Origin of the sequence: Chitinasiproducens palmae (genome assembly GCF_900095735.1) — a bacterium.
Lineage (GTDB): Bacteria > Pseudomonadota > Gammaproteobacteria > Burkholderiales > Burkholderiaceae > Chitinasiproducens > Chitinasiproducens palmae.
In genome coordinates, this window is record NZ_FNLO01000002.1 from 313,534 (window position 1) to 335,781 (window position 22,248).

Annotated in this window: 20 protein-coding genes; 13 read left to right on the forward strand and 7 right to left on the reverse strand. The window is 65.8% G+C overall.

The features are described 5' to 3' along the window. Window positions 1-30: 30 nt before the first annotated feature. From cysT to BLU54_RS04520, 6 genes are all read left to right on the forward strand, one after another. On the forward strand, window positions 31-939 hold the full coding sequence (gene cysT, locus BLU54_RS04495; RefSeq protein ID WP_091905229.1) for a sulfate ABC transporter permease subunit CysT: 909 nt from the start codon (window positions 31-33) through the stop codon (window positions 937-939). Then, window positions 936-1,964, forward strand: coding sequence for a sulfate ABC transporter permease subunit CysW (gene cysW / locus BLU54_RS04500; RefSeq protein ID WP_091905231.1), 1,029 nt, complete (start codon window positions 936-938; stop codon window positions 1,962-1,964). Before cysT ends, cysW begins: the two co-directional genes overlap by 4 nt. Beyond that, complete coding sequence (locus tag BLU54_RS04505) at window positions 1,954-3,021, forward strand: sulfate/molybdate ABC transporter ATP-binding protein (protein WP_091905233.1); 1,068 nt, start codon at window positions 1,954-1,956, stop codon at window positions 3,019-3,021. The genes cysW and BLU54_RS04505 overlap by 11 nt, the downstream gene beginning before the upstream one ends. A 342-nt stretch (window positions 3,022-3,363) precedes the next feature. Continuing rightward, the gene (locus tag BLU54_RS04510) at window positions 3,364-4,347 is read left to right on the forward strand and encodes a CysB family HTH-type transcriptional regulator (protein WP_091905236.1); all 984 of its coding nucleotides are present in this window, start codon (window positions 3,364-3,366) and stop codon (window positions 4,345-4,347) included. Between the two features lie 461 nt (window positions 4,348-4,808). Beyond that, window positions 4,809-5,198 (forward strand): DUF2946 domain-containing protein, encoded by a 390-nt coding sequence (locus tag BLU54_RS24510; protein WP_091905239.1) that lies wholly within the window; start codon window positions 4,809-4,811, stop codon window positions 5,196-5,198. Between the two features lie 315 nt (window positions 5,199-5,513). Beyond that, window positions 5,514-7,691 (forward strand): TonB-dependent copper receptor, encoded by a 2,178-nt coding sequence (locus tag BLU54_RS04520; protein ID WP_091905997.1) that lies wholly within the window; start codon window positions 5,514-5,516, stop codon window positions 7,689-7,691. A 43-nt stretch (window positions 7,692-7,734) separates the two neighbouring features. On the opposite strand, the gene BLU54_RS04525 is transcribed toward BLU54_RS04520, so the two are convergent. Both BLU54_RS04525 and BLU54_RS04530 read right to left on the reverse strand, forming a co-directional pair. Then, entirely contained in the window at window positions 7,735-9,594 is a 1,860-nt protein-coding gene (locus tag BLU54_RS04525) for an ATP-binding protein (protein ID WP_091905242.1), read from the reverse strand. 370 nt (window positions 9,595-9,964) lie between these two features. Continuing rightward, on the reverse strand, window positions 9,965-10,438 hold the full coding sequence (locus BLU54_RS04530; protein WP_091905245.1) for a VOC family protein: 474 nt from the start codon (window positions 10,436-10,438) through the stop codon (window positions 9,965-9,967). Window positions 10,439-10,594: 156 nt separating this feature from the next. On the opposite strand from BLU54_RS04530, the gene BLU54_RS04535 reads away from it, so the two are divergent. After that, a complete protein-coding gene (locus BLU54_RS04535) occupies window positions 10,595-11,440 on the forward strand; it encodes a LysR family transcriptional regulator (protein WP_407919393.1) in 846 nt (281 codons plus the stop codon). A gap of 92 nt (window positions 11,441-11,532) precedes the next feature. On the opposite strand, the gene BLU54_RS04540 is transcribed toward BLU54_RS04535, so the two are convergent. Together BLU54_RS04540 and BLU54_RS04550 are read right to left on the reverse strand one after the other, a co-directional pair. Continuing rightward, entirely contained in the window at window positions 11,533-11,790 is a 258-nt protein-coding gene (locus BLU54_RS04540) for a YkgJ family cysteine cluster protein (protein ID WP_091905999.1), read from the reverse strand. 981 nt (window positions 11,791-12,771) lie between these two features. Then, the gene (locus BLU54_RS04550) at window positions 12,772-13,908 is read right to left on the reverse strand and encodes an MFS transporter (RefSeq protein ID WP_091906001.1); all 1,137 of its coding nucleotides are present in this window, start codon (window positions 13,906-13,908) and stop codon (window positions 12,772-12,774) included. A 94-nt stretch (window positions 13,909-14,002) separates the two neighbouring features. On the opposite strand from BLU54_RS04550, the gene BLU54_RS04555 reads away from it, so the two are divergent. Next, complete coding sequence (locus BLU54_RS04555; protein ID WP_091905256.1) at window positions 14,003-14,827, forward strand: helix-turn-helix transcriptional regulator; 825 nt, start codon at window positions 14,003-14,005, stop codon at window positions 14,825-14,827. A gap of 95 nt (window positions 14,828-14,922) precedes the next feature. On the opposite strand, the gene bla is transcribed toward BLU54_RS04555, so the two are convergent. The 3 genes from bla to BLU54_RS04570 all read right to left on the reverse strand — a co-directional run bounded on the left by bla (window position 14,923) and on the right by BLU54_RS04570 (window position 17,554). Then, entirely contained in the window at window positions 14,923-15,819 is an 897-nt protein-coding gene (gene bla, locus BLU54_RS04560; RefSeq protein ID WP_091905258.1) for a class A beta-lactamase, read from the reverse strand. Between the two features lie 239 nt (window positions 15,820-16,058). Then, a complete protein-coding gene (locus BLU54_RS04565) occupies window positions 16,059-16,508 on the reverse strand; it encodes a GlcG/HbpS family heme-binding protein (protein ID WP_091905261.1) in 450 nt (149 codons plus the stop codon). Further along, window positions 16,505-17,554, reverse strand: coding sequence for a zinc-binding alcohol dehydrogenase family protein (locus tag BLU54_RS04570; RefSeq protein ID WP_091905265.1), 1,050 nt, complete (start codon window positions 17,552-17,554; stop codon window positions 16,505-16,507). The genes BLU54_RS04565 and BLU54_RS04570 overlap by 4 nt, the downstream gene beginning before the upstream one ends. 105 nt (window positions 17,555-17,659) lie before the next feature. Here BLU54_RS04570 and BLU54_RS04575 point away from each other — a divergent pair, with 105 nt between their 5' ends. From BLU54_RS04575 to BLU54_RS04600, 5 genes are all read left to right on the forward strand, one after another. Then, window positions 17,660-18,025, forward strand: a complete 366-nt coding sequence (locus BLU54_RS04575; RefSeq protein ID WP_328586101.1) for a winged helix-turn-helix transcriptional regulator — start codon at window positions 17,660-17,662, stop codon at window positions 18,023-18,025. Between the two features lie 681 nt (window positions 18,026-18,706). Continuing rightward, on the forward strand, window positions 18,707-19,414 hold the full coding sequence (locus tag BLU54_RS04585; protein ID WP_091905276.1) for a GntR family transcriptional regulator: 708 nt from the start codon (window positions 18,707-18,709) through the stop codon (window positions 19,412-19,414). Window positions 19,415-19,480: 66 nt separating this feature from the next. After that, window positions 19,481-20,275, forward strand: coding sequence for a phytanoyl-CoA dioxygenase family protein (locus tag BLU54_RS04590; protein WP_091905280.1), 795 nt, complete (start codon window positions 19,481-19,483; stop codon window positions 20,273-20,275). A 94-nt stretch (window positions 20,276-20,369) separates the two neighbouring features. Then, window positions 20,370-21,167 (forward strand): SDR family NAD(P)-dependent oxidoreductase, encoded by a 798-nt coding sequence (locus tag BLU54_RS04595; RefSeq protein WP_091905283.1) that lies wholly within the window; start codon window positions 20,370-20,372, stop codon window positions 21,165-21,167. Between the two features lie 30 nt (window positions 21,168-21,197). Beyond that, a complete protein-coding gene (locus tag BLU54_RS04600) occupies window positions 21,198-22,208 on the forward strand; it encodes a TRAP transporter substrate-binding protein (protein WP_091905286.1) in 1,011 nt (336 codons plus the stop codon). The last annotated feature ends 40 nt before the right edge of the window (window positions 22,209-22,248 follow it).

The window sequence follows — 22,248 nt, forward strand, 5'->3', positions numbered from 1 at the left end:
GCGGCCAACGCCCCCCGAGATACTGCCGGCATGCGCATTTCCGTTCCCACTCCGCCGGCGCCGACTCCCGCGCCACCGCGCGCGCAGCGTCGTCTGCTACCCGGCTTCGGCATGACCTTCGGCGTCATGGTGCTCTACTTGGCGCTGATGGTCCTGCTGCCATTATCGGCGCTGTTTGGCCGCGCACTTGGCCTGGACTGGGCTGCCTTTGTCGAAGCCGCGACGTCGCCGCGTGTGCTGGCGTCCTATCGGGTCACCTTCGGCGCCGCGCTGTTGGCGGCCGTCGTCAATATCGGCTTCGGCCTGCTGCTTGCGTGGGTCCTGGTGCGCTACCGCTTCCCGGGCCGGCGCCTGCTCGACGCGCTGATCGACCTGCCGTTCGCCCTCCCGACGGCGGTGGCGGGCATTGCATTGACCGCCTTGCTCGGCAAGGACGGCTGGATCGGGCAGGCGCTCGCCCCGCTCGGCATCTCGCTGGCCTACACACGCGCCGGCATCGTCGTCGCGCTCATCTTCATCGGGCTGCCTTTTGTCGTGCGCACGGTGCAACCGGTGTTGGAGGAACGCGATCCGGAGCTGGAGGAAGCCGCCGCCAGTCTCGGCGCAAGCGCCGCGCAGACCTTTTTCCGCGTGACCCTGCCGGCGCTGCTGCCTGCCTTGCTGACCGGCTTTGCATTGGCCTTTGCCCGTGGCATCGGCGAGTACGGTTCGGTGGTGTTCATCGCGGGCAACATGCCGATGATCTCGGAAATCACGCCGCTGCTGATCCTCATCAAGCTCGAACAGTTCGATTACGCCGGCGCGGCCGCGGTCGCGTCCGTGCTGCTGGTCGCATCGTTCGTGCTGCTGCTCGCGATCAACGGACTGCAGGCGTGGCAACGTCGGCTGCGCAATGACTCACGCGCCGCCCAGCAGCCCGATGTCGGAGCCGCATCATGACTGGGCGCCGCATAGCCCCGCGTACCGGCGAGGCCGCCTGGCCACGACGCCTTCTGATCGGCGCGGCCGTTGTGGTGGCGCTGGTCTTCCTGGTCCTGCCGCTGGCAGTGGTCTTCGCCGAAGCGTTCCGCAAGGGTGTCGACGCCTATTTCGCCGCCTTCCAGGACGAAGACGCGTGGGCCGCGATCCGGCTCACCCTGCTCAGCGCGGCGCTCGCCGTGCCGCTGAACCTGGTATTCGGCGTCTGCGCGGCCTGGGCGGTTGCCAAGCATGATTTCCCCGGCAAATCGATCGTCGTGACCCTCATCGATCTGCCCTTTGCCGTGTCGCCCGTGGTTGCCGGCCTCGCCTATGTGCTCCTGTTCGGTCAGCAGGGCTGGTTCGGGCCATGGCTACTCGACCATGGCATCAAGATCATCTTTGCCGTGCCGGGCATCGTGCTCGCCACGGCGTTCGTGACCTTGCCGATGATCGCGCGCGAGCTGATTCCGCTGATGCAGGCGCAAGGCAGCGACCAGGAGCAGGCCGCGATGACGCTGGGCGCGGGCGGCTGGCAAACGTTCTGGCACGTGACGCTGCCCAATATCCGGTGGGGGCTGCTGTACGGCGCGATCCTGACCAACGCCCGCGCGATGGGCGAATTCGGTGCGGTGTCTGTCGTCTCGGGACACCTGCGTGGCGAGACGAACACGATCCCGTTGCAAGTCGAAATCCTCTATAACCAGTTCCAGATACAGGCCGGCTTCGCGTTGGCTTCGGTGCTGGCCTTGCTTGCGCTGTTCACGCTGGCGATCAAGAGCTGGGTCGAATGGCATGTTGGCCGCGGCGCACGCCGGCGCGCGCGCGCTGACCGGGCGAACCGCTTGAACCGGACGGACCGGACGGACCGGACAGACCGGACGGACCGGCCCGCCGGCACCGATCCCAGTGACAGCGACATATTGACCGCCGACGCACCGAACGCCTACGTTTCTACCTCCGCCTTCGCCCCTACCCAGCCGGTCCAGGTGCCGCATGAGCATTGAAATCGAACAAATCAGCAAGCGCTTCGGGCATTTCCAGGCGCTCGACGATGTCCGTCTGCGGGTCGACTCCGGCGAGCTGATTGCCCTGCTGGGCCCGTCTGGCTGCGGCAAGACCACGTTGTTGCGCATCATCGCAGGCCTCGAACGTCCCGACGCAGGAACCGTGCGCTTCGACGGTCGCGATGTCACCGACGACCACGTGCGCGATCGCAAGGTCGGTTTCGTGTTCCAGCACTACGCGCTCTTCGCCCACATGACGCTGTTCGACAACGTCGCTTTCGGCATGCGCGTCAAGCGGCGCGGCGAACGGCCGTCCAGCGACCAGATCAAGGCGAAGGTCGGCCAATTGCTCGAACTGGTGCAACTTTCCGATCTAGCGCAGCGCTACCCCGCGCAGCTTTCAGGCGGCCAGCGTCAGCGCGCCGCGTTGGCTCGTGCGCTGGCGGTCGAACCCAATGTGCTGCTGCTGGACGAGCCGTTCGGCGCGCTCGACGCACAGGTTCGCAAGTCGCTGCGGCGGTGGCTGCGACGCCTTCATGACGAACTGCATGTCACCAGCATCTTCGTGACACACGATCAGGAAGAGGCGCTCGACGTCGCCGATCGCGTCGTGATCTTGAATCGGGGACGCGTCGAACAGGACGACGCGCCGCAACGGGTATGGGCGCAACCGGCCACGCCGTTCGTTCACGAATTCCTCGGCGAAGCGAATTGTTTTCGGGGCACCACCGAGGCGGGCGGCCTGCGGGTCGACGGCATCCTTCTCCCGGTCGCGGTGCAACGCCACGGCAATGGCCTGCCGGCCTCCGCCTACGTGCGGCCAACCGACTTCGACATCAGCGCACCGGGTACCGCGAGCGGCATCGACGCCACGCTCGCGCAGGCGCGCTTCGCCGGTGCCGAGGCCAAACTGCTGCTGCGCACGCGGATGCGCAGCGTGCCGGAGATCGAGGCGCGACTGCCCGCGCGCACGTTTGCCGACATGCAGCTTCGCGAAGGCGACCCTGTCGTGCTGCGTCCGACCCATACGCAGCTTTACGTCGACGCAAACGCCTGAGAGCAGAGGTACGCGCCCCGCCTCCCGCTCGTCACGCCTGGACGCCGCGCTGCCGTCACCGCACCCGGTGCAGCCACGCACGCGCAGCGCAGGCGTGTACGCCCGACCCGATAGGAATCCGGATGACTGGCGACGGAGCGCGCCTGGCAAGACAGCGCGTACGTGACAGTGCCCTGGCGCTATTAGCTTAAAACAAAAGGTTCCTTCTCTCCGCGCGCGTCACTTTTTAAGATGAAGGTTGCGGCAACTCAGCCTCGCGTCGCCGAAGTGTGCCGGACCCGCCCGGTCATTTCGTCCAGCGTATTGGCATCGCCCGATCTTTCATTCGTACAGGCAGCACAAATGAACTTCCAACAATTAAGGCTGACACGCGAAGCGGCGCGCCGCAAACTGAATCTCACCGAGGTCGCCAACGTCCTCTACACTTCGCAGTCGGGCGTCAGCAAACACATCAAGGATCTTGAGGACGAACTCGGCGTCGAGATATTCGTCCGCCGCGGCAAGCGGCTGGTCGACATCACCGAACCGGGCCGGCACGTTTTGACGCTGATCGAGCGTATCCTGCTGGACGTCGAGAATCTGCGGCGTACCGCGCGACATTTCGCGGCTGCGGACAGTGGTTCGCTGGTCGTCGCCACCACGCATACGCAGGCCCGCTACGTATTGCCGAAGATCATTCCCGGCTTTCGCGCACTCTTTCCGAACGTCCACCTGGCCCTGCATCAGGGCAGCCCGGCGCAGATCACCGAGATGGTCGCGCAAGGCGAGGCCGACGTCGGCATCGCGACGGAGTCGCTCGACCGCCATCCAGGGCTCGTTGCGTTTCCGTACTACACGTGGCGGCACGTGGTGGTGGCGCCGCGCAATCACGCGCTTGCCCAGCGCAGCGACCTGACACTGGCGGACATTGCGCAGTATCCGATCATCACCTACGACCAGGGCTTTACTGGCCGCCCGCACATCGACGCGGCGTTCGCCCAAGCCGGATTGGCGCCGGACATGACATTCACCGCCATCGACGCGGACGTCATCAAGACCTATGTCGGCCTCGACATGGGCATCGGCATCGTCAGTGAAATGGCCTTCGATGCCGCGCGCGACACTGAACTGGTCCGGCTCGACATTGGTCAGCCGTTCGCGGAAAGCACCTCGCGAATCGGGGTGCGTCGCGGCGTGTACCTGCGCAGCTACGTGTACCGCTTCATCGAAATGCTCGCACCGCAATTGAACGCCGATGTGGTCCGCCAGCGTCTCGCTGGCGACGACGCCGGTGTCGCGACCACGCGCGAGCGCGACGCCGCGCTCGAACCCGCGTCGCGTGCCTGATTGCAAGAAGCAGTGCCCCGCCTGCGACCACCGCGCAGGGACGCATTGTCGCGCCCGGCCGCCAAACCGTTGACACGATGTGCTTCGCCGCTAGAATGGCGCAGCATCAGCGCGACGCACATCGACACCTGACGGAACGGAATGAATGGCGCTCTGTCCACGCCGGCGCGTCGTCGGATCTTCGTCCGGTCCTCGTCCGGTCCTCGTCCGGTCCTCGTCGGGTCTTTGGAGTCGCCGCCCTGGCCTCTTGCCAGCGGCACAACGCCTTCGGCGCGTGGTCTGTGCATTTCGTCATCCTATCGATTCAACCTCATGCGGATCCAAGCGCCGTGCGCAAACCTGCCGCCGTCGAGCGGGGCGTTGTCGGATGACGGAACGTCTGCCGCGCAAACCGCTGCTGCGATCTCGCTCCCGGGTCGCTTGAGCGTCGACGACACGGCTCGCGTGCAAGCTCGACACCGATGACCCGATCGCGTCGATCCACCCTGTTGGTCGGTCGCCTGCTTCTGTGGGCGCTATGCTTCGGCACACTGGCGCCCGCGATATCTCAATGGCTTGCGTTACGACAACAGCACATCTCCTTCGAGATTTGTGCGCCGCGCGGCGATACCCATCAGTCGGTGGCTGCGGCACCATCCGACGTCCCTTCCCAACAGTCTCATCACGGCGATGTCTACTGCGGCTACTGCACGCTCGCACACCATCTGCCTTTCCTGCCGTCTTCGCCTCCGCAAGCGGTCTTGCCCCGGGTCGCGCATGCGGCCACATCTGCGCCACGCCGGCCGTCCGCGTACGGCTCCCACGCGCCGCATTATGCGAACGCGCCGCGCGCGCCGCCCGTCCTCGCCTGACCGTTTGCGCGTTCATTTGCGCGTTCATTTGCGCGTTCATTTGCGCGTTCGTCTGACGCGCTGTCACGCCTGATCACGTCCGTGTTCGGACCCGGCCGTCCATGCCACCGCGTGCGGGGACGACTCGCGTCCATCACGCCGGCCCATGTGCGGGTCCAGCACAGCGACGTGACGCGGCAGCCAGACTGAGCGCCATGCCCCCGACGCGCGCCCAGGACTTCGCGCATCGCGCGACTCTTGCACCTCACGTGCCTTACGTGCCTTGCGTGCCCCTTTGCGGCGTCGCCACTCCCATTTTGCCTTGCCATGCCCAACATGCTCCCTGCCTCTCGCGTCGAGCGTTCTCCGCTCTGCGCTGCGTTGCGACAGGCGATTCCGCCTTCGGTCCGAGCAACCGGCGTCCGCGCCGACCGTCCCGCCGATGAGGGCCGTCGCTGGCGCTTTTCCAGCTTGCTGCCGTCAATCGGTCTTGCCTTCCCGTGCGCTGCCGCCGCCGTCCAACCGTCGGCGCTGCCACGCGGAGAAACGGAGCTTGCGCCCCTCGAAACGGTTGTCGTGACGGCCGTTGCGCCGGCTTCGCCGCTGACTGTCATCACCGATCCGAAAGTGCCACGCCAACCGATTCCGGCGAGTGACGGCGCGGACTATCTGAAGACGATCCCGGGTTTCAGCGCGATCCGCAATGGCGGCTCGAACGGCGATCCGGTATTGCGCGGCATGTTCGGCTCCAGGCTCAACATCCTGAGCAACGGTTCGCCGATGCCGGGCGCCTGTCCCGCGCGGATGGACGCGCCGACGTCCTACATTTCACCGGAAAACTTCGACCGCCTGATCGTCATCAAAGGACCGCAGAGCGTGTTGTGGGGACCCGGCGCGTCGGCAGGCACGATCCGCTTCGAGCGCGACACGCCGCGCTTCGACAAGGCCGGTGTACGCTTCGACGGCGCAGTGCTTGCCGGCGGCTACGGTCGCAACGACCAGTCAGCCGACCTCACCTTCGGCGACGAACGCTTCTACGCCCGCGTGACCGCCAACCATGCACACTCGCAGGACTACCGCGACGGTGACGGCAACACCGTTCCGTCGCGCTGGGACAAATGGAACACCGATCTGACACTCGGCTTCACGCCGGATGCGGATACCGTATTCGAATTGACCGCCGGCACCGGCGATGGCAACGCCCGCTATGCGGGACGCAGCATGGACGGCACGCGTTTCCGGCGCGAGAGTCTGAGCGGACGTTTCGAGAAACGCAACCTGGGCGAAACGTTGCGCAAGATCGAGGCACAGCTGTACTACAACGACGCCGATCATGTGATGGACAACTTCACCCTGCGCGCGCCGGACCCGACCAGCATGATGCCCAATCCGATGGCGGCAGACGTGAATCGGACGACAGTGGGCGGCCGCCTCGCTGCGACGTGGCAGTGGGGAACTCGCTTCGACCTGACCGGCGGTATGGATTGGCAGCGCAGCCGACATCGCTCGCGAAGCGGCACCGATGTCAGCCCTTATCAGGATGCGGCATGGTCGAAGGATGCGACGCTGGGTAATCTGGGCTGGTTCGCCGAAGGCACATGGCACGCCGATGCAATGCAACGCGTGGTGGCGGGCGCGCGTCTCGACCTGGCATCGGCCAAGGACTGGCGCACCAATGTCGGCATGATGCCGATGCCCAATCCAAGCGCAGGCGAACGCCGCACCGCGGTGCTGCCCAGCGGGTTCGTGCGCTACGAACGCGATCTCGATGCGCTACCGGCCACCGTCTACGCCGGCCTCGGACACGTCGAGCGCTTCCCGGATTATTGGGAACTGTTTGCGCCGAATATGGGCCCCTCCGGCTCGAGCAACGCGTTCGACGGGCTCCGCCCCGAAAAAACGACGCAGCTCGACATTGGCGCACAGTACCGCACCGCCGCGTTGGACGCATGGGTGTCCGCCTACGCGGGCTACGTTCAGAATTTCATTCTGTTCAGTTACGCACCGGGTGGGATGATGGGCGACACATCGACGGCACGCAACGTCGACGCCGCGATCATGGGCGCCGAACTCGGCGTCAGCTACCGGTTGGCGCCGAGCTGGCGGGTCGGTTCGACCTTGGCCTACGCGGCGGGCAATAACCGCAGCGACGGCGGCCCGCTGCCGCAGATGCCACCGCTCGAATTGCGGTTGAGTGCGAACTACGACAGTGGCGCTTGGTCGGCCGGCGTGTTGTGGCGGCTGGTAGCCGCGCAACACAGGGTGGCGCTCAACGAGGGGAATGTCGTGGGCAAGGACTTCGGCGCGAGCAGCGGCTTCGGCACGCTGGCGCTGAACGCGACCTACGCGTTCAGCAAGCACGTCAAGTTGACGCTTGGCGTCGACAACCTGTTCAATCGCACCTACAGCGAGCATCTCAATCTGGCCGGGAACGCCGGCTTCGGCTACGGCGCGAGCGTCCCGGTGAACGAGCCTGGACGCACAGGATGGGCCAGGCTCACGATGCAATTCTGATCGGACGCGGCGCGGCCACTTCGGCGTCGCGTCGCCATTGCAATCAATGCATCAACGCATCGACCTGGTCGCGCAGCGCATCCATCGTGAACGGCTTCGTCAAGACCCGCAGATCGGCCGGCAACTGACCATCGCGGATCACCGCGTCCTGAGCGTAGCCGGTGATCAACAGCGCCTTCATGCCCGGGCGTTGTTCGCGCGCCGCGTCGGCAAGCTGCCGTCCGTTCATGCCGCCGGGCAGGCCGACATCGCTGACCAGCGCGTCCAGTGTCTGCGCCGAACGGAGGATCGCCAGCCCGCCCGCCGCGTCGCCGGCCTCGACCGTCGTGTAGCCGACTTCACGCAGCGCCTCCACCACGACCGCCCTGACCGTTTCCTCGTCATCGACCACCAGAATGGTGCCGCGAGCCTGGCGTGGCGCCACGGCCGCCGCGGTCGACTCGGGCGCGGCGGCCGACGTGCCCTGAAAGCGCGGCAGGTACATCTCTACCGTCGTCCCCTCGCCCAGCGCAGAACGGATCCGCGTCTGCCCGGCCGACTGCTGAGTGAAGCCGTAGATCATCGACAAGCCCAGGCCCGTTCCCATACCCAGCGGCTTGGTGGTGAAGAAGGGATCGAAGGCGCGACGCGCAACGTCGGGCGTCATGCCGGTTCCGTCGTCGCGTACCGCAATGCGAAGATAATCGCCCGGCGCGAGATCGAGCTCGGCGTAGTCGTCGTCGCCAAGTGACACGTTGGCCGTTCGGATCGACAGCGTGCCACCGTCGGGCATCGCGTCGCGCGCGTTGATGCTCAAGTTGAGCAGTGCGTTGTCGAGCTGATGCGGATCGCAGCTCGTCATCCACAGTGCCGGGTCGAGTTGCGTCTCCAACCGGATGTGCGGCCCGATGGTGCGGCGGATCAGTTCTTCCATGCCCTGCACCAGCGCATTGGCGTCGACCGGCCGCGGGTCGAGCGTCTGGCGGCGCGCGTACGCCATCAAGCGGTGCGTCAAGGCGGCAGCGCGCTCCACCGAACTGCGAGCCATGGTCAGATAGCGTTCCAGTCCCTCGGTACGGCCCTGCTTCAGGCGCAGCGCCATCAGGTCGTGGCTGCCCATGATGCCGGCGAGGAGGTTGTTGAAGTCATGCGCCAGACCGCCCGTCAGTTGGCCGATTGCCTCCATCTTCTGGCTCTGCCGCAACTGTTCCTCGGTCTTTTCGAGCACGAGTTGCTGCGCCTTGAATTCGGTGATGTCACGCACGGCGCCGTAGTACAGCTCGTCCTGCAGGGCAATGTGCCACGACAGCCAGTGGTACTCGCCGCTTTGGCCCTGCAAGCGTGCCTCGACCGTCGCTGGCTCGCGCAGGCCGGCAAGCGCGCGCGTCCACGACGCCCTGTCGTCCGGGTGCATCAACTCGGTCACGACGCGCCCTGTCAGCGACTGCGGCGGCAGACCGAGCGTGCGTTGCCATGCCGGGCTCAGCGCGCGCAGCCGACCGGCATGGTCGAAAGTGCAGGCCATGTCCGGCGAGAGTTGCCAGACCTGGTCCCGTTCGCGGATCCGCAGTTCGATCTGCTTTTCGAGATCCTCGTTGAGCTCGTTCAGGCGACTGAGCGTACCTCGCAACTTCGCACATACGACCGCCATCAACGAACTGACGATCGCGAACGATATATTGTTGCGCCACTGCGTAAGGTCGCCATCGAAACTGAAACGCGAACCGACAAACAGATATTCGGCGGTCAGCATGCTGAGCACCGCCGCCAGAATGCCCGGTCCGACGCCAGCCCAGAAGCCGGCCAGCATCACGAACGGAATGTAGAACAGGTAGGGGAGCCCTTCGAGCGGCAGGTTGATTCGGCACGCGGTGCCGGCTGCAACCGCCAGAACCGCGATCAGGTAACGGAACGGCCGCGGCATCGGGCGTCCCAAAAAACGGAAGGCGGCGCCGACGAAGGGAAGGGTTATCAGTTTCAAGACTTGATCCGGGCAGAAGGCGGCGTGGCTGAGCCGCACAAGGCGTGCCGCCCGGAGATTTTACTTCGACCGCGCCCCGCTCGTACGACGCCAGCGCCCGCCAGACCGCCCGATGCGACGCTCACGAAGCGTCTCACCGTGCCAGCCGATCGATCAGGAGCGGTGCGGCCGCCTGCCCTGCCTGGATGGCTCCTTTCGCGCGAGGATCGCGCGATTACCACAAACTACCCATCGCTGCCCGTCGTCCGGCCCCGCAAGCGGCCTGCGGCCGGGCCCGTGGCCGTCGCCCGCTCCGGGCCGCCCCGATGAGTGGCTATTTTGCAAAGAGCGATGAGATATTCGCGAACGCCTTCAATTCGAGCGCATTGCCGGACGGATCGAGGAAAAACATCGTCGCCTGTTCGCCCACTTCGCCCTTGAAACGCACGTGCGGCTCGATAACGAACTTCACGCCCGCGCCGCGCAGCCTGTCCGCCGCCGACTGCCATTGCACCATCGACAGCACCACACCGAAGTGGCGCACGGGCACGGCATCGCCATCCACGGCGCTGGTCTGGCGATGACCCGCCTCCTCCGGCGCGTAATGCGCGACGATCTGATGACCGTAGAAGTTGAAATCCACCCAGTCGGGCGCGCTGCGGCCTTCCGGACAGCCCAGCAGGTCGCCATAGAATTCGCGTGCGGCGGCGATGCTGTGCACGGGAAAAGCGAGATGGAAGGGGCACAAGGGCAACTGATCGGGGCCATGGCCGGCCGTCGTGTGCGCAGTCGAAGCGTCGGGTGACATGAGGTTCTCGGTGGGGGTTCTCGTTAGGATTTCGCCGGAAGCGGGCACCGCGCGGTTGCCCGCCCCAGCGCTGACACCGAACAGTCTACAAATAGCCGAATCGATCGCAAAACGATATATTTTTGCCCTTGTCATCACGAAATTCGATCGATCATGATGCGTGAACTGCGTACCTTCCTCGCGGTGGTGCGGCACGGCACGTTCGCGCGCGCCGGCACACAGGTGGGTCTGACACAATCCGCGGTCAGCGCGCAGATCCAACGTCTGGAAGAAGAACTGGGCGTCTCCTTGTTCCATCGAACAGGCCGGGCAGCGACGCTCAGCGAGGCCGGCCGCCAGGCCGTGCCGGCCGCCGAGGCGGTGCTCGCGGCGTTCGCGACCTTGGCCGATCGCGCTGGTGCCATCGAGGATTTCGGCCTGTTACGCATCGGTGCCATCGCTTCCGCGCAGGCGTCGGTGCTGGTCAGCGCGATCGAACGCTTCCGCGCCGCGGCGCCGGGCTGGCGGGTGCGGATCACGCCGGGAGTGTCGCTGAACCTGCTCGCCCAGGTTGACGGCGGCGAGCTTGACGCTGCGGTGCTGGTCAAACCGCCCTTCACCCTGCCCGCCGAACTTCAAGCGCGGACACTGCTGCGCGAACCCTTCGTCCTGCTGGCGCCGGCGTCGATGGCAGGCCGTGCGTGGCGCGACGCGCTGCGCGTCGCACCGTTCGTACGCTACGACCGTGGCTCATTCGGGGGTCGGCTGGTCGAACGTTTCCTCAAAAAAACGCGGATCGATGTCGACGAGGTGGTCGAACTCGATGAACTGCAGGCGATCGTTGGGCTCGTCGCGCGAGGCATCGGCGTCGCACTGCTGCCACACGCGGCGTCGCTGCACTTGCCGGGCGAGGTGGCGGTGCTGCCGCTCGGCGAGCACGCATTTCATCGCGAAATCGTGCTGGTACAGCGACGCGCCGCCGGTCAGTCCGCGATCGTCGCGCAGTTCGCCGACTGTCTTTGATGCGGCATCCGCGCGGGGGGTGCGCGGGCGGGTTGGCCAGCGGGTGCGAGGTCAACGCGCCGTTCGACGGCTCCTTCGACGTGTCGGACGCTTCAGGCAGGCGCAGTAAGACGTTCCAGGGTGTCCAGCCACCGGATCGCATGCTCGCGCTGCGTTCCGCACATCTCGGCCGAGGGCTGCAAGCCGGCGCAGAACGCCGGGCGTTCCGGCCGACCGAAAATCAGGCAGCCCATCGTGTCGTCCAACTGAACGCAGCGCACGCCGGCCGGCTTGCCATCGGGCATGCCGGGAATCGGAGAAGTGATTGAAGGGGCGATGCAGCAAGCGCCGCAGCCATCTCGGCATTCCATCGCGAGGTTCCAGTTCGGGAGCGCATTATGCACGGGCTCGGGTGCACGGGCGGAGCGTCCCGCCGCAGTCCCGCTGCAGTCCCGCTGCAGTCCGGCCGGAATCCGCGCTGACCGCCGCGTTGCCTGCGGAGCGAAACATTGCAGCGCCGCGACGCCGCGCAGGCCAGCATGCTTTTTTGCCAACCAGGAGAAACAGCGATGCTTGGCCGTTCGATTATCCGGCGGAGGGACGCTGGTGCGCGCGGCGCGCCAGCGGCACCAGACCACCGCGCCGCACGCCGCGGCTCGCCGTGCGAGTATGCCTTACGCATGCAAATTGCGCTGCGTCTGGTGCAGCGCGCCAACGCCGAACTGTTCGCCCGCTTTGGCCCGCTGCCCCTGCCCGACGACCTGCAGCGACTCACCGATCGCCAATATCGAGACATGCGCGCGCTGCAGCCGGACCCGCCGCATGCCCGGCACTCATGGTCGAGCGACGCCATCGCGCGACTGTCGTACCCGTCGCGTTTCCCAGCGGCATTGGTCCGCGTCGCGGCCTGGACGCAGCGAAGCCTACAGCAAATCTTCGATCCGGCGCCGTCGCGTGCCGGCGGCGTCATCGACGGCGCAACCGCGGCGCCGGACGGCGCACCTCGACAGCGCGCCAGCGATGCCCGTCCGACGCTTCGCACTGCATCGTCGACGAGTGCGACCCAGCTGGCCTCGCGCGCAACGCACGCGAACAAGACGATCAGCCGGTTGCGCTCGACAGTAACGGCACCGGCACATCCGAGCGCACGTCGCCCGCCGCGCCCGTGCGCCATCATCGCGCGCGAGAAGGTGCGCCGTTGCCTGGGCCGTCCAGCCCTTGAAGCGCCATCGCTCCGACGCGCTGGCCACCCAGGTTTTCCTGCGTCGGCCGCTGTCGTGCCGCTGTCGTGCCGCTGCCGTGCCGCTGTCGCGCCGTTGCCGTGCCGGTGACGTCGCGTGTCGAAAAGGCCGTCAAGCGAGATGACGGCAGTAACGCCACCCACAAAGCGCCGAGCCTGCCGCGCATACGGCCAGCGTGAGGCCCAGGTTCTGCCCCCAACCAGCCAGCGCAAGCCCGATGGCGATCAGCGTGTAGTACGCGAGTCCCAGGATCGCGCCAGCACTGCCGCGCTGGTCGCTATAGCCGGCAAGCGCTCGACCAAGGACGACCGGCACAACCAGGGCGAAACCCAGCGAAACCAAACTCATCGCGGGCACGCACCAGATCGTCCGGCTAAGCGGCAGGCTCAACGCGGCACCCGTTGCGCCTGCCGCCAGGCCCAGGCCGAGCAATACGGGCTCGCCCGCGCCGCGACGCCGGAGCGCGGCGCCGCCGCGCCCGCCAGTGAGCGAACCGACTGCAAGCGCCACGCCCCCCCACACCAACGAGCCAGCGGGCAGCCCCGCACGGTGAAAAAGCGACGGCGCGAGCGCGTAGAAGCTGAACAAGCCAACGTTTTGCGCCGCGATGAGCAAGGCCGCCAGGGCGATCTGGGGGTCTCGCGCCATTCGCGCGATCGTCCGCGAGAACGCCGGCGTACGCACGTTGTCAGCCCGCGTCTCGCGAAGCAGGTAAGCGCAGCCGATCAGCAATAATCCGGCAAGCGCAAGCAGTGCGACGAACACGCCGCGATAACCGAAACGCTGAACCAGCGCCGAGCCGCTCAGCAAGCCGATTGCCGGACTGAGCGCGAGCGCCACGCCGATCTGCGCGAACGCTTGAGCAAGGGCCCCGCCGCGCAATCGATCGCGCAACATGGTCTGCGTGACGACGGAACCAGCGGCGGCGCCGAAGGCCGACACGATCCGTGCAAACAACAGGACGGCGAAGTCGTGCGCAAACAGTGCTGCCAGCGATCCTGCCGCATAGACGGCCAAACCTGCCAGCAGCGCGGGGCGGCGACCCCATCGGTCGCTCAGCCAACCCCAGCTCAACACGCCGGCGGCGAACGACGCGAAATAACAGGACAGCGTCTGCGCTGCGACCTGCGGCGAAACACTGAAGGCGTGGCCGATGTCGACCAGCGCGGGACTGTAGACCGTCTCGACAATCTGCGGAAACACCAGCAGGGCAGTCAGCAAGGCAAGCGGCGGCGGGCGTGCTTCCATCATCGTGGCTCCGGGAAAGCACACGATGGTAGTGACAGGCCGGGCCGGCGCGTTATATAAAGGAAGCCAGAAAATATTGAGAATCGGTCAAACGATGCCGCGACTTGCCACGCCTGCCTTCTTTGACCCGGATCCGCTCGGCGCGCCGGTGATCGGCGTCGCGGGGCAGTTGTCCGAGCACGATTCCACCAGCCACCGGCACCGGATGGCCCAGATACTGTTCGCGGCGCGCGGCTGCGTTGCACTGCTATTGGGTACGCAGCAAAGCTATTGCATGCTTCCCCCTACCCGCGCTGCGTGGATTCCCGCTGGCGTGCCGCATCGCACGCGCATCGTCCACAGCGTCGAATATCGCTCAGTGTGGTTCGAGCCGTCGGACTTCCCGGGCATGCCGCGCGAGCCGCGGATTCTGCCGGTCAGCGCGCTGCTGAGCAGCCTGCTCGATCTCATGGCCGCAGCCCCGATCTCGACAGACTGGCATACCGGCAAGCCGGCTTTGATGGCGGCGCTCGCGTTGATAGAAATCAGCGACGCGGGCCGCGAGCCGATGCTGCTGCCACTCCCCAACGACCGGCGGTTGGCCTCGCTGACCGCCGATCTCGAAACGCTGCCACCGACCCTTGAGCAACTGGCGCAGCGCGTCGGCGCTAGCGTTCGAACCATTGGACGTATCTTTCAGCGCGAAACGGGTATGTCCTATCAGCAGTGGCGACGACAGTGGCGCCTGATGCGCGCCGTACAACTGCTGGCCAGCGGCGCCAGGCAGGGCACGGTAGCGGAGACACTCGGCTTCGCCGGCGACAGTGCGTTCATCACGTTCTTTCGCTCGATGACCGGCGTCACGCCGCGCCGCTACCTGGACGGGCACGCCGCATTCGACGCAGCCCGGCGAACCGTGTCGGGCGACATCGTCCGATGACTGCAAATGGCGAGACGCGACGGGCCGGCCGACCGTATGCGGGTCCGCTCTGCTGGCGCCGTCGATCGCCGCGCCGGGCGGGGTCGGAACACGTATTACGTCCACGCGCGCACGACGGCGCGTGCCACGGCGGCAATCGCTGCGCTGCGCGCGCTTTCATCGATGCCGACGGCCCCGGTCAGATAGACCGCGATCGGCCATGGCGCGGTCCCGGGTGGTATGAGCACTGCCACGTCGTTCGACGTGCCGTGCCCACCCGAGCCGGTCTTGTCGGCCACCTGCCAGTTGCCGGGCACGCCCGCGCGGAGTTTGGCCCCGCCAGTGATATTGCCATTCATCCATCCCAGCAGCCGCTGCCGGCTGGGCGCGGAGAGCGCAGTGCCGTACAGCAGCGCCTTCACGTTGCTCGACATTGCGATCGGCGAGGTCGTGTCACGTGGATCGCCCGGTTTTGCCTCGTTCAACGTCGTCTCGTTCCGATCGAGGCGCGTAACCGTATCGCCAAGCGAGCGCGCCAACGCCGTCACCCCGCGCGGGCCGCCCACGCTCGCGATCAGCAGGTTCGCCGCCGTGTTGTCGCTGAGCGTCATGGCCGCCACGCAGAGCGCCTCCAACGTCATGCCATCCGTGCCCGCATGCGGTTGCGTGGCCGGCGAATAGGTGACGAGCGCCGAAGGCGCGAACGACACGAGACGGTCGAGCGTGTCGCGGCCCGCATCGACGCGCTGCAGCACGGCGCCGCATACCAGCAACTTGGCGGTCGAACACATTGGGAAGCGCTCGCCGCCGCGATAGGCGAGACGCCGCCCGGACGCCGTATCTTCGACCGCCACCCCGAGCCGGCCGCCTGTTGCCGCTTCGATGCGCGCGAACTCCGCAGCGACGGAGCTCACGCTGGCGGGCGTCGCATTCGCCGACACCGCGGCGGCGCGTTGCACAGCGAGCATGGCGCCGGCTCCAGCGGCGAGCATGAAGCGGCGTCGAGCAGGCATGGCAAGTCCTCGGGATGACAGCAAGATGCGGGACGCGGCGCATGTCGCCGAGCGCGTGGCTGCGCACCCTGCGCACAGCGGCAGAAGCATAACGCGGGCGCTGCGACAACGTAGCGTGCATCGCTGAGCCGCGCGGCGCCGCGTCCCTTACCCCGTGGCAAGCTGCCCCTGCGAGGCCGCCACGCCTGCCGCGCACCGTCGGCACGCCCGAAGCGCAGCCGACGCGCGGCAGATGGGCACTACGTCCGCGCCGCCGTTTCTGCAGCCACTGCGAAACCTGTCTCCCGCAACGCGGCCTCGCACACCAGCTGGTCCTGTTGATAGTCGCCGCCGGAGACACCGATCCCACCAATGACGTGACCAGCCTCGACGACCGCATAGCCACCGCCGACGGGCATCATGCGCGGCAGGTTGGCGAGCGGCGCGACCTTCGGATTGGCCACGTAGTCGTTCCAGACATGGGTTGGATAGCCATAGGAAGCCGCGGTCCATGCCTTGTTGATCGCGACGTCAACGGTCAGAAACGGCGCGCCGTCGCCCCGCCGGAACGCGCGGAGGTTGCCCGTGGCGTCGGTCACCGCGACCGCGGTCTCGATGCCCAGCGCACTGGCGGCGTGGAACGCGGCGTCGAGCAGGCGCTCTGCCGCGGCAATGCCGATGCTGGGCATGGCGATGGTGTTGTTGCTCATTGTGCACGCTCGCCTTGTCGGACCGCTCCGGCATCAAAGCCCTCGACCACAATCTTGCCGCGTGCGCGGCCGCTTTCCAGCAGGGCGTGTGCCTTTCTCAGATTGGCGGCATCGATGGGCCGCAGCGTCTCGGTCAGCGTGCTGCGAATCCGTCCCGCATCCACCAGTTTCGCCACTTCGTCCAACAGGTTGCCTTGCGCGGTCATGTCCGCCGTCTCGTACATCGAACGGGTGAACATGAACTCCCAATGCACGGACACCGATTTCCGCTTGAATGGATTGACGACCAACGCTTGCGGATCGTCGATCAAGCCAAAGCGCCCTTGCGGCGCAATCAGTTCGACGATTTCGTCGACGTGGCGCTCGGTTTCGACCGCCGAGAAAACGAAAGCCGGCGCACCGATGCCAAGCGCGCTGACCTGTTCGGCCAGCGGTCGGCTGTGGTCGATCACATGGTGAGCGCCCAGCGACCGCACCCAGTCGCGCGTTTCGGCACGGGAAGCGGTGGCGATGACGGTCAGGTCGGTCAGCGCGCGGACCAGCTGGATCGCAATCGAGCCAACCCCGCCGGCACCACCGACGATCACGATGGCGTTGGCAGCACCGCGAACCGGACGCCGAACGTCGAGACGGTCGAACAGCAGTTCCCAGGCGGTTATCGCAGTGAGCGGCAACGCCGCGGCTTCGGCCACCGACAGCGTGGCGGGACGCTTGCCGACGATCCGTTCGTCGACCAGTTGAAACTCGCTGTTACTGCCCTGTCTGAGCAGCGAACCGGCATGCCAGACGCGGTCGCCAACCTTGAGGCGAGTGACCTCGTCGCCGATCGCCACGACCGTGCCGGCAGCGTCCCAGCCCAGCACCTTCCAATCTCCGTCCGCCGGCGACACGTTGCGGCGGATCTTGTAGTCGACCGGATTGACCGACACGGCCTCGACCGCGATGAGCACATCGTGTCCTGTTGGAGAAGGTTTCGGCAGCGTCGTGTCGACCAACGCATCCACCCGATTCAATGGCCCTGCTTTTTGATATCCAACTGCCTTCATGGCTTGACTCCGGTTGCGATGTCACGGAGCATAGGTCAGCGGTCGATTTCGCACATACGCACAAAATTCGCACGTAGTATCAAAAAGGATACCGTCATGGCCAAGATTCGTCACTCGCGCTTCGACTGTAGCCCGGGCTGCTCGGTGGAAGCCGCGATCAGTCTGATCGACGGTAAATGGAAGTGCGTGATTCTCTTCCATCTGCTCGCCGGCACAATGCGCTTCAACGAGATTCGACGCGTCGTGCCCTCGGTCACGCCCCGCATGCTGACCAACCAGTTGCGCGAGCTGGAGGAAGACCACTTGATCGAGCGAAAGGTTTATCCGCAGGTCCCACCGAAGGTTGAGTACAGCCTTTCGCCTCTTGGCCGGAGCATCGAACCCATCCTGCTTTCGTTGAAAGAATGGGGCGACCTGAATATCGGCCGCTTCGGCAAGCCGTTGGCGCCAGCCACCGCTGCCGCCACTTAGTCCCGAACGCCGCATCACGAGTCCATACGCTATCGAGCGCTGAAAGTTCCGCGCGCGCTGCAGGCGGCGAACCGATGCCGTCTTTGTGCGCAGCGGGCAGGCAGGGCGTGCTACCGCGCCCACGTTTCGCCCGGGCGCCAGCCCGCTCGCGCGGATCTGCCTCCATTGCTGCGGAATGGTCACTGCGCTCGTCGACCATTGCGACCCGGTCCACAAGCGAACGCCACGATTGGTCCCCGCACTGACGGCTCCCGCCAGACAAACCAAATGCAACGATCGGCGCCGGTCAGCGCCATCAGCGCGGATCACCGTTGCAGCGGCGCTCACATCGACGCGGATCGGCGTCGCCACGCGCACCGTCTGGGGCGGCCACCTGCTCTTCGCCGAGCTCGCCATTCTCGCCATTCTCGCCACTCTCGCCACTCTCACCTGTCGGCACCTGCTCGTCCACCATTGCGGTCACGACGGTTGCGGTGCTCCGCGCAGACCATGCGAGGACGATGCGTCGCGTCGGATCGCGCCGTCGAAGCCGCTGAACCGACGCGCGGGTTACGCTGTTTCTAGCGGCCGACGCCTCGGTTCGTTGCGCCATCGCGAAAGCTCCTGGTACTACCCCGACCGGGGAAAGTCCCTACAAGGAAGCATTTGACGCTGCATAGCCTCAACCTCTACTCTGCGAATATGGAATTCCGAATTCAAACCGCGCCGATTGGCGACAGCTCGCTGTATATCGATCAGGTGTACGACCGTCTGTCGACCGCGATCGCGCTGGGTGAACTCAAGCCAGGCGAGCGCGTACGGCAGTCGGCACTGGCTCAGCGTTTCAACGTGTCGCGGCAGCCGATCAGCCATGCGCTGCAATTGCTGAAGCACGAAGGATTGATTCAGGACGCACCGACCCAAGGCGTCGAGATCACCCGCATCGACCCCTTGTACATGCTGCAGCTGTACCAGGCCCGCGAGGCGCTCGAAGTCACGGCGACGCGGCTGGCGAGCGAGCGGATCGCGCGAGGCGAGACGACCGCGGACGAGATCGCCGTGGTGACTGCCGCGCTGCGAGCCGGTCGCGAAGCCAGCGAAGCGGACGCACCGCTCGCGGTGTTGGTTCGCGCCGACTTCGGTTTTCACAAGGCGCTGTATCGGTTGTCGGGAAACCCCGTGATCGAGCAGATGATGAGCGCGCGGTGGCCGCATTTGATGCGCTCGATGTTGACCGTGCTCGACGATCCGGCGGTACCGCCACGCGCCTGGGACGAGCACGATGCAATGGCCGAAACGATTTTCGCGGGCCGTGTCGACGAAGCCGTCGGGATTGCCAGCAAACACATGCGGCGGGCCGGCGAAGACATGTTCGCGCGGCTGACCCGTCTACAGGCCAAGACGGCCTAGTTCTTTCCCAACAGGCAGAGATGACCGGCAACGGTCAGGCCCTGTCACGCCCCACGGAGACATACGATGCGCCTCGATGAACAGCAGCTCGCTCAGTTCGACGAACTCGGCTACCTCTTCCTCCCGGAATGCTTCCCGCGCGAGCAGGTCGAAGCGATTCGGCAGGCGTCCAACGAAATCTTTAGAGAGCAGCGCCCGGAAATCTGGCGCGAGCGCGACGGCACGCCGCGAACAGCGTTCGCGTGCCAGCAGTACAGCGAGGTGTGCGCCGACCTCGCGTCCGACGCACGTCTGGTCGATCCGGTCGAGCAACTGTTTGGCGAGGACGTGTATCTGCATCAATTCAAGATCAACGCGAAAGCCGCGTTCACCGGCGAAGTGTGGCAATGGCATCAAGACTTCCCGACCTGGCACAAGGACGATGGCATGCCCGAGCCGCGCGCGATGAATATCGCGGTGTTCCTCGACGATGTGATGCCGATCAACGGGCCGCTGATGATCGTGCCGCGCAGCCACAAGTCGGGTGCATTGGAGTCCTCACATGATCTGCAGACCACGTCCTATCCGCTTTGGACGCTGGATAATCGGACCGTCACCGATCTGGTCGAGAAAAACGGCATCGTGACACCGACGGGCAAGGCAGGCGGCGTGCTGATGTTCCACGCCAACATCGTGCACGGCTCGGCAGGCAACATCACGCCGTACCCGCGTCGCATCGTGTACCTGACGCTGTCCGCGCTGTCGAATGCGATCGTCGCGCCGACGCGGCCCGACTTCATCGCTCATCGCGACTTCACGCCTGTCCAGAAACACGACGGCAGCCGCCTGGAGCGCCAGGTTGCGGACCATGCCGCTGCCTGATCGTCGCTGACAATTAGGTTTACTGATTAGATGGCAGGAGACGAGGCGATGTCGCACGCGCGGCGCGGCGTCGCCTACGCGAACGGGAGTGGCAATGGCAAATCGCATGAAGGACAAGGTGGTAATCGTCACCGGCGCCGGGTCTTCGGGCCCGGGCTGGGGCAACGGCAAGGCAGCGGCGGCGCTCTACGCGCGTGAGGGTGCGCGCGTGCTGGCGGTCGACTATCGGCGCGACGCCGCGCTCGAAACACAGGAGGTGATCCGATCCGAAGGCGGCGAATGCGTCGCCGCGGTAGCCAACGTCGCCGACTCCGCTGACGTCCAGCGCATGGCCGAAGCATGTCTTGAGCACTTCGGGCGTATCGACGTACTGCACAACAACGTGGGGATCGTCGAGGTCGGCGGCCCGGTCGAAACCACCGAAGAAGCGTGGCAACGCGTGATCGCCGTCAATCAGACCAGCGTATTTCTCACCGCCAAGCACGTGGTGCCGCACATGCTGAAGCAGCGCGCCGGCGCCATCGTGAACATTGCCTCGATCGCCGCAATCCGCTGGATCGGCTTTCCGTACATTGCCTACAGCGCCGCCAAGGCCGCCATGCTGGCGATGACGCAGAACATGGCCGTGCAATATGCGTCCGAGGGCATACGCGCCAATTGCGTTCTGCCAGGCTTCATGAACACGCCACTGATTCGCGAGCCGTTGAAGGAGACCTACGGCGGCGACGTCGAACGCATGATCGCGCAACGCGACGCGCTCACGCCTACCGGCCGAATGGGCGACGGCTGGGATACCGCGTATGCGGCGTTGTTCCTCGCCTCGGACGAAGCACGCTACATCACCGGCACCAGCCTCGTCGTCGACGGTGGCCTGACCGCGCGTTGTGCCTGACCTCAAAAAAACATCAAGGAGACCCCCGCCATGTCCATCACCCGTCGCCGGTTTCTCGAAGGAGGCGCGGCGCTAGCCGCCAGCAGCCTGGCCACCTCACGCGCGTTCGCCGCGGACGGCACCTTCAATTACAAGATCGGCACCAACGTGCCGCTTAGCCACCCGATCTACATACGGCTGCAGGAAGCCGCCGAATCGATCCGCTCGAAGACCGGCGGCAAGGTCAATTTCAAGGTGTTTCCGAATGGACAGCTGGGCTCTGACACCGAGATGCTCAGCCAATTGCGCAGTGGCGGCATCGATTTTCTGACCCTGCCCGGCGTGGTGCTGGCCAATATGGTGCCAATGGCTTCGCTGAACAGCGTTGGCTTCGCATTCCCCGACTACCCATCGGTCTGGAAAGCGATGGACGGCAAGCTGGGCGCCTACATTCGCGGACATATCAGCAAGGCCGGCTTGTTCGTCAACGACAAGGTGTGGGACAACGGCTTTCGCCAGATCACGTCCTATGCGCCGGTCAACTCGGCGGCCGACCTGCGCAATGTGAAGCTGCGGGTGCCGGTCAGCCCGCTGTTGCTGTCGCTGTTCAAGTCGCTGGGCGCCGCGCCGACGCCGATCAACTTCAACGAGCTGTACAGCGCCTTGCAGACCCGCGTGGTCGACGGCCAGGAAAATCCGCTGCCGATCGTCGCGTCGGGAAAGCTGTACGAGGTGCAGAAACATTGCGCGCTCACCGGTCACGTCTGGGACGGCTACTGGATGCTCGCCAACCGCCGCTCGGTGGACGCATTGAATCCGGCACAGCGGGCCAGCGTGCTCGATCTGCTCAACCAGGCGGCGATGGCGCAGCGCGCGGACAGCGAGAAACTCGCCGAGTCGCTGAAGTCCGAGCTGAGCGGCAAGGGCCTGGCGTTCAACACGCCGAGCCACGACAGCTTCCGCAGCGCACTGAGCAAGACCGGCTTCTACAAGACGTGGCAGGACAAATTCGGCGCCGAAGCCTGGGCGCAACTCGAAGCGTACACGGGCAAGCTGGCCTGATTGCGCCGGGCGGGCGCTGCGCCTGCCCGATCCGCCGAGT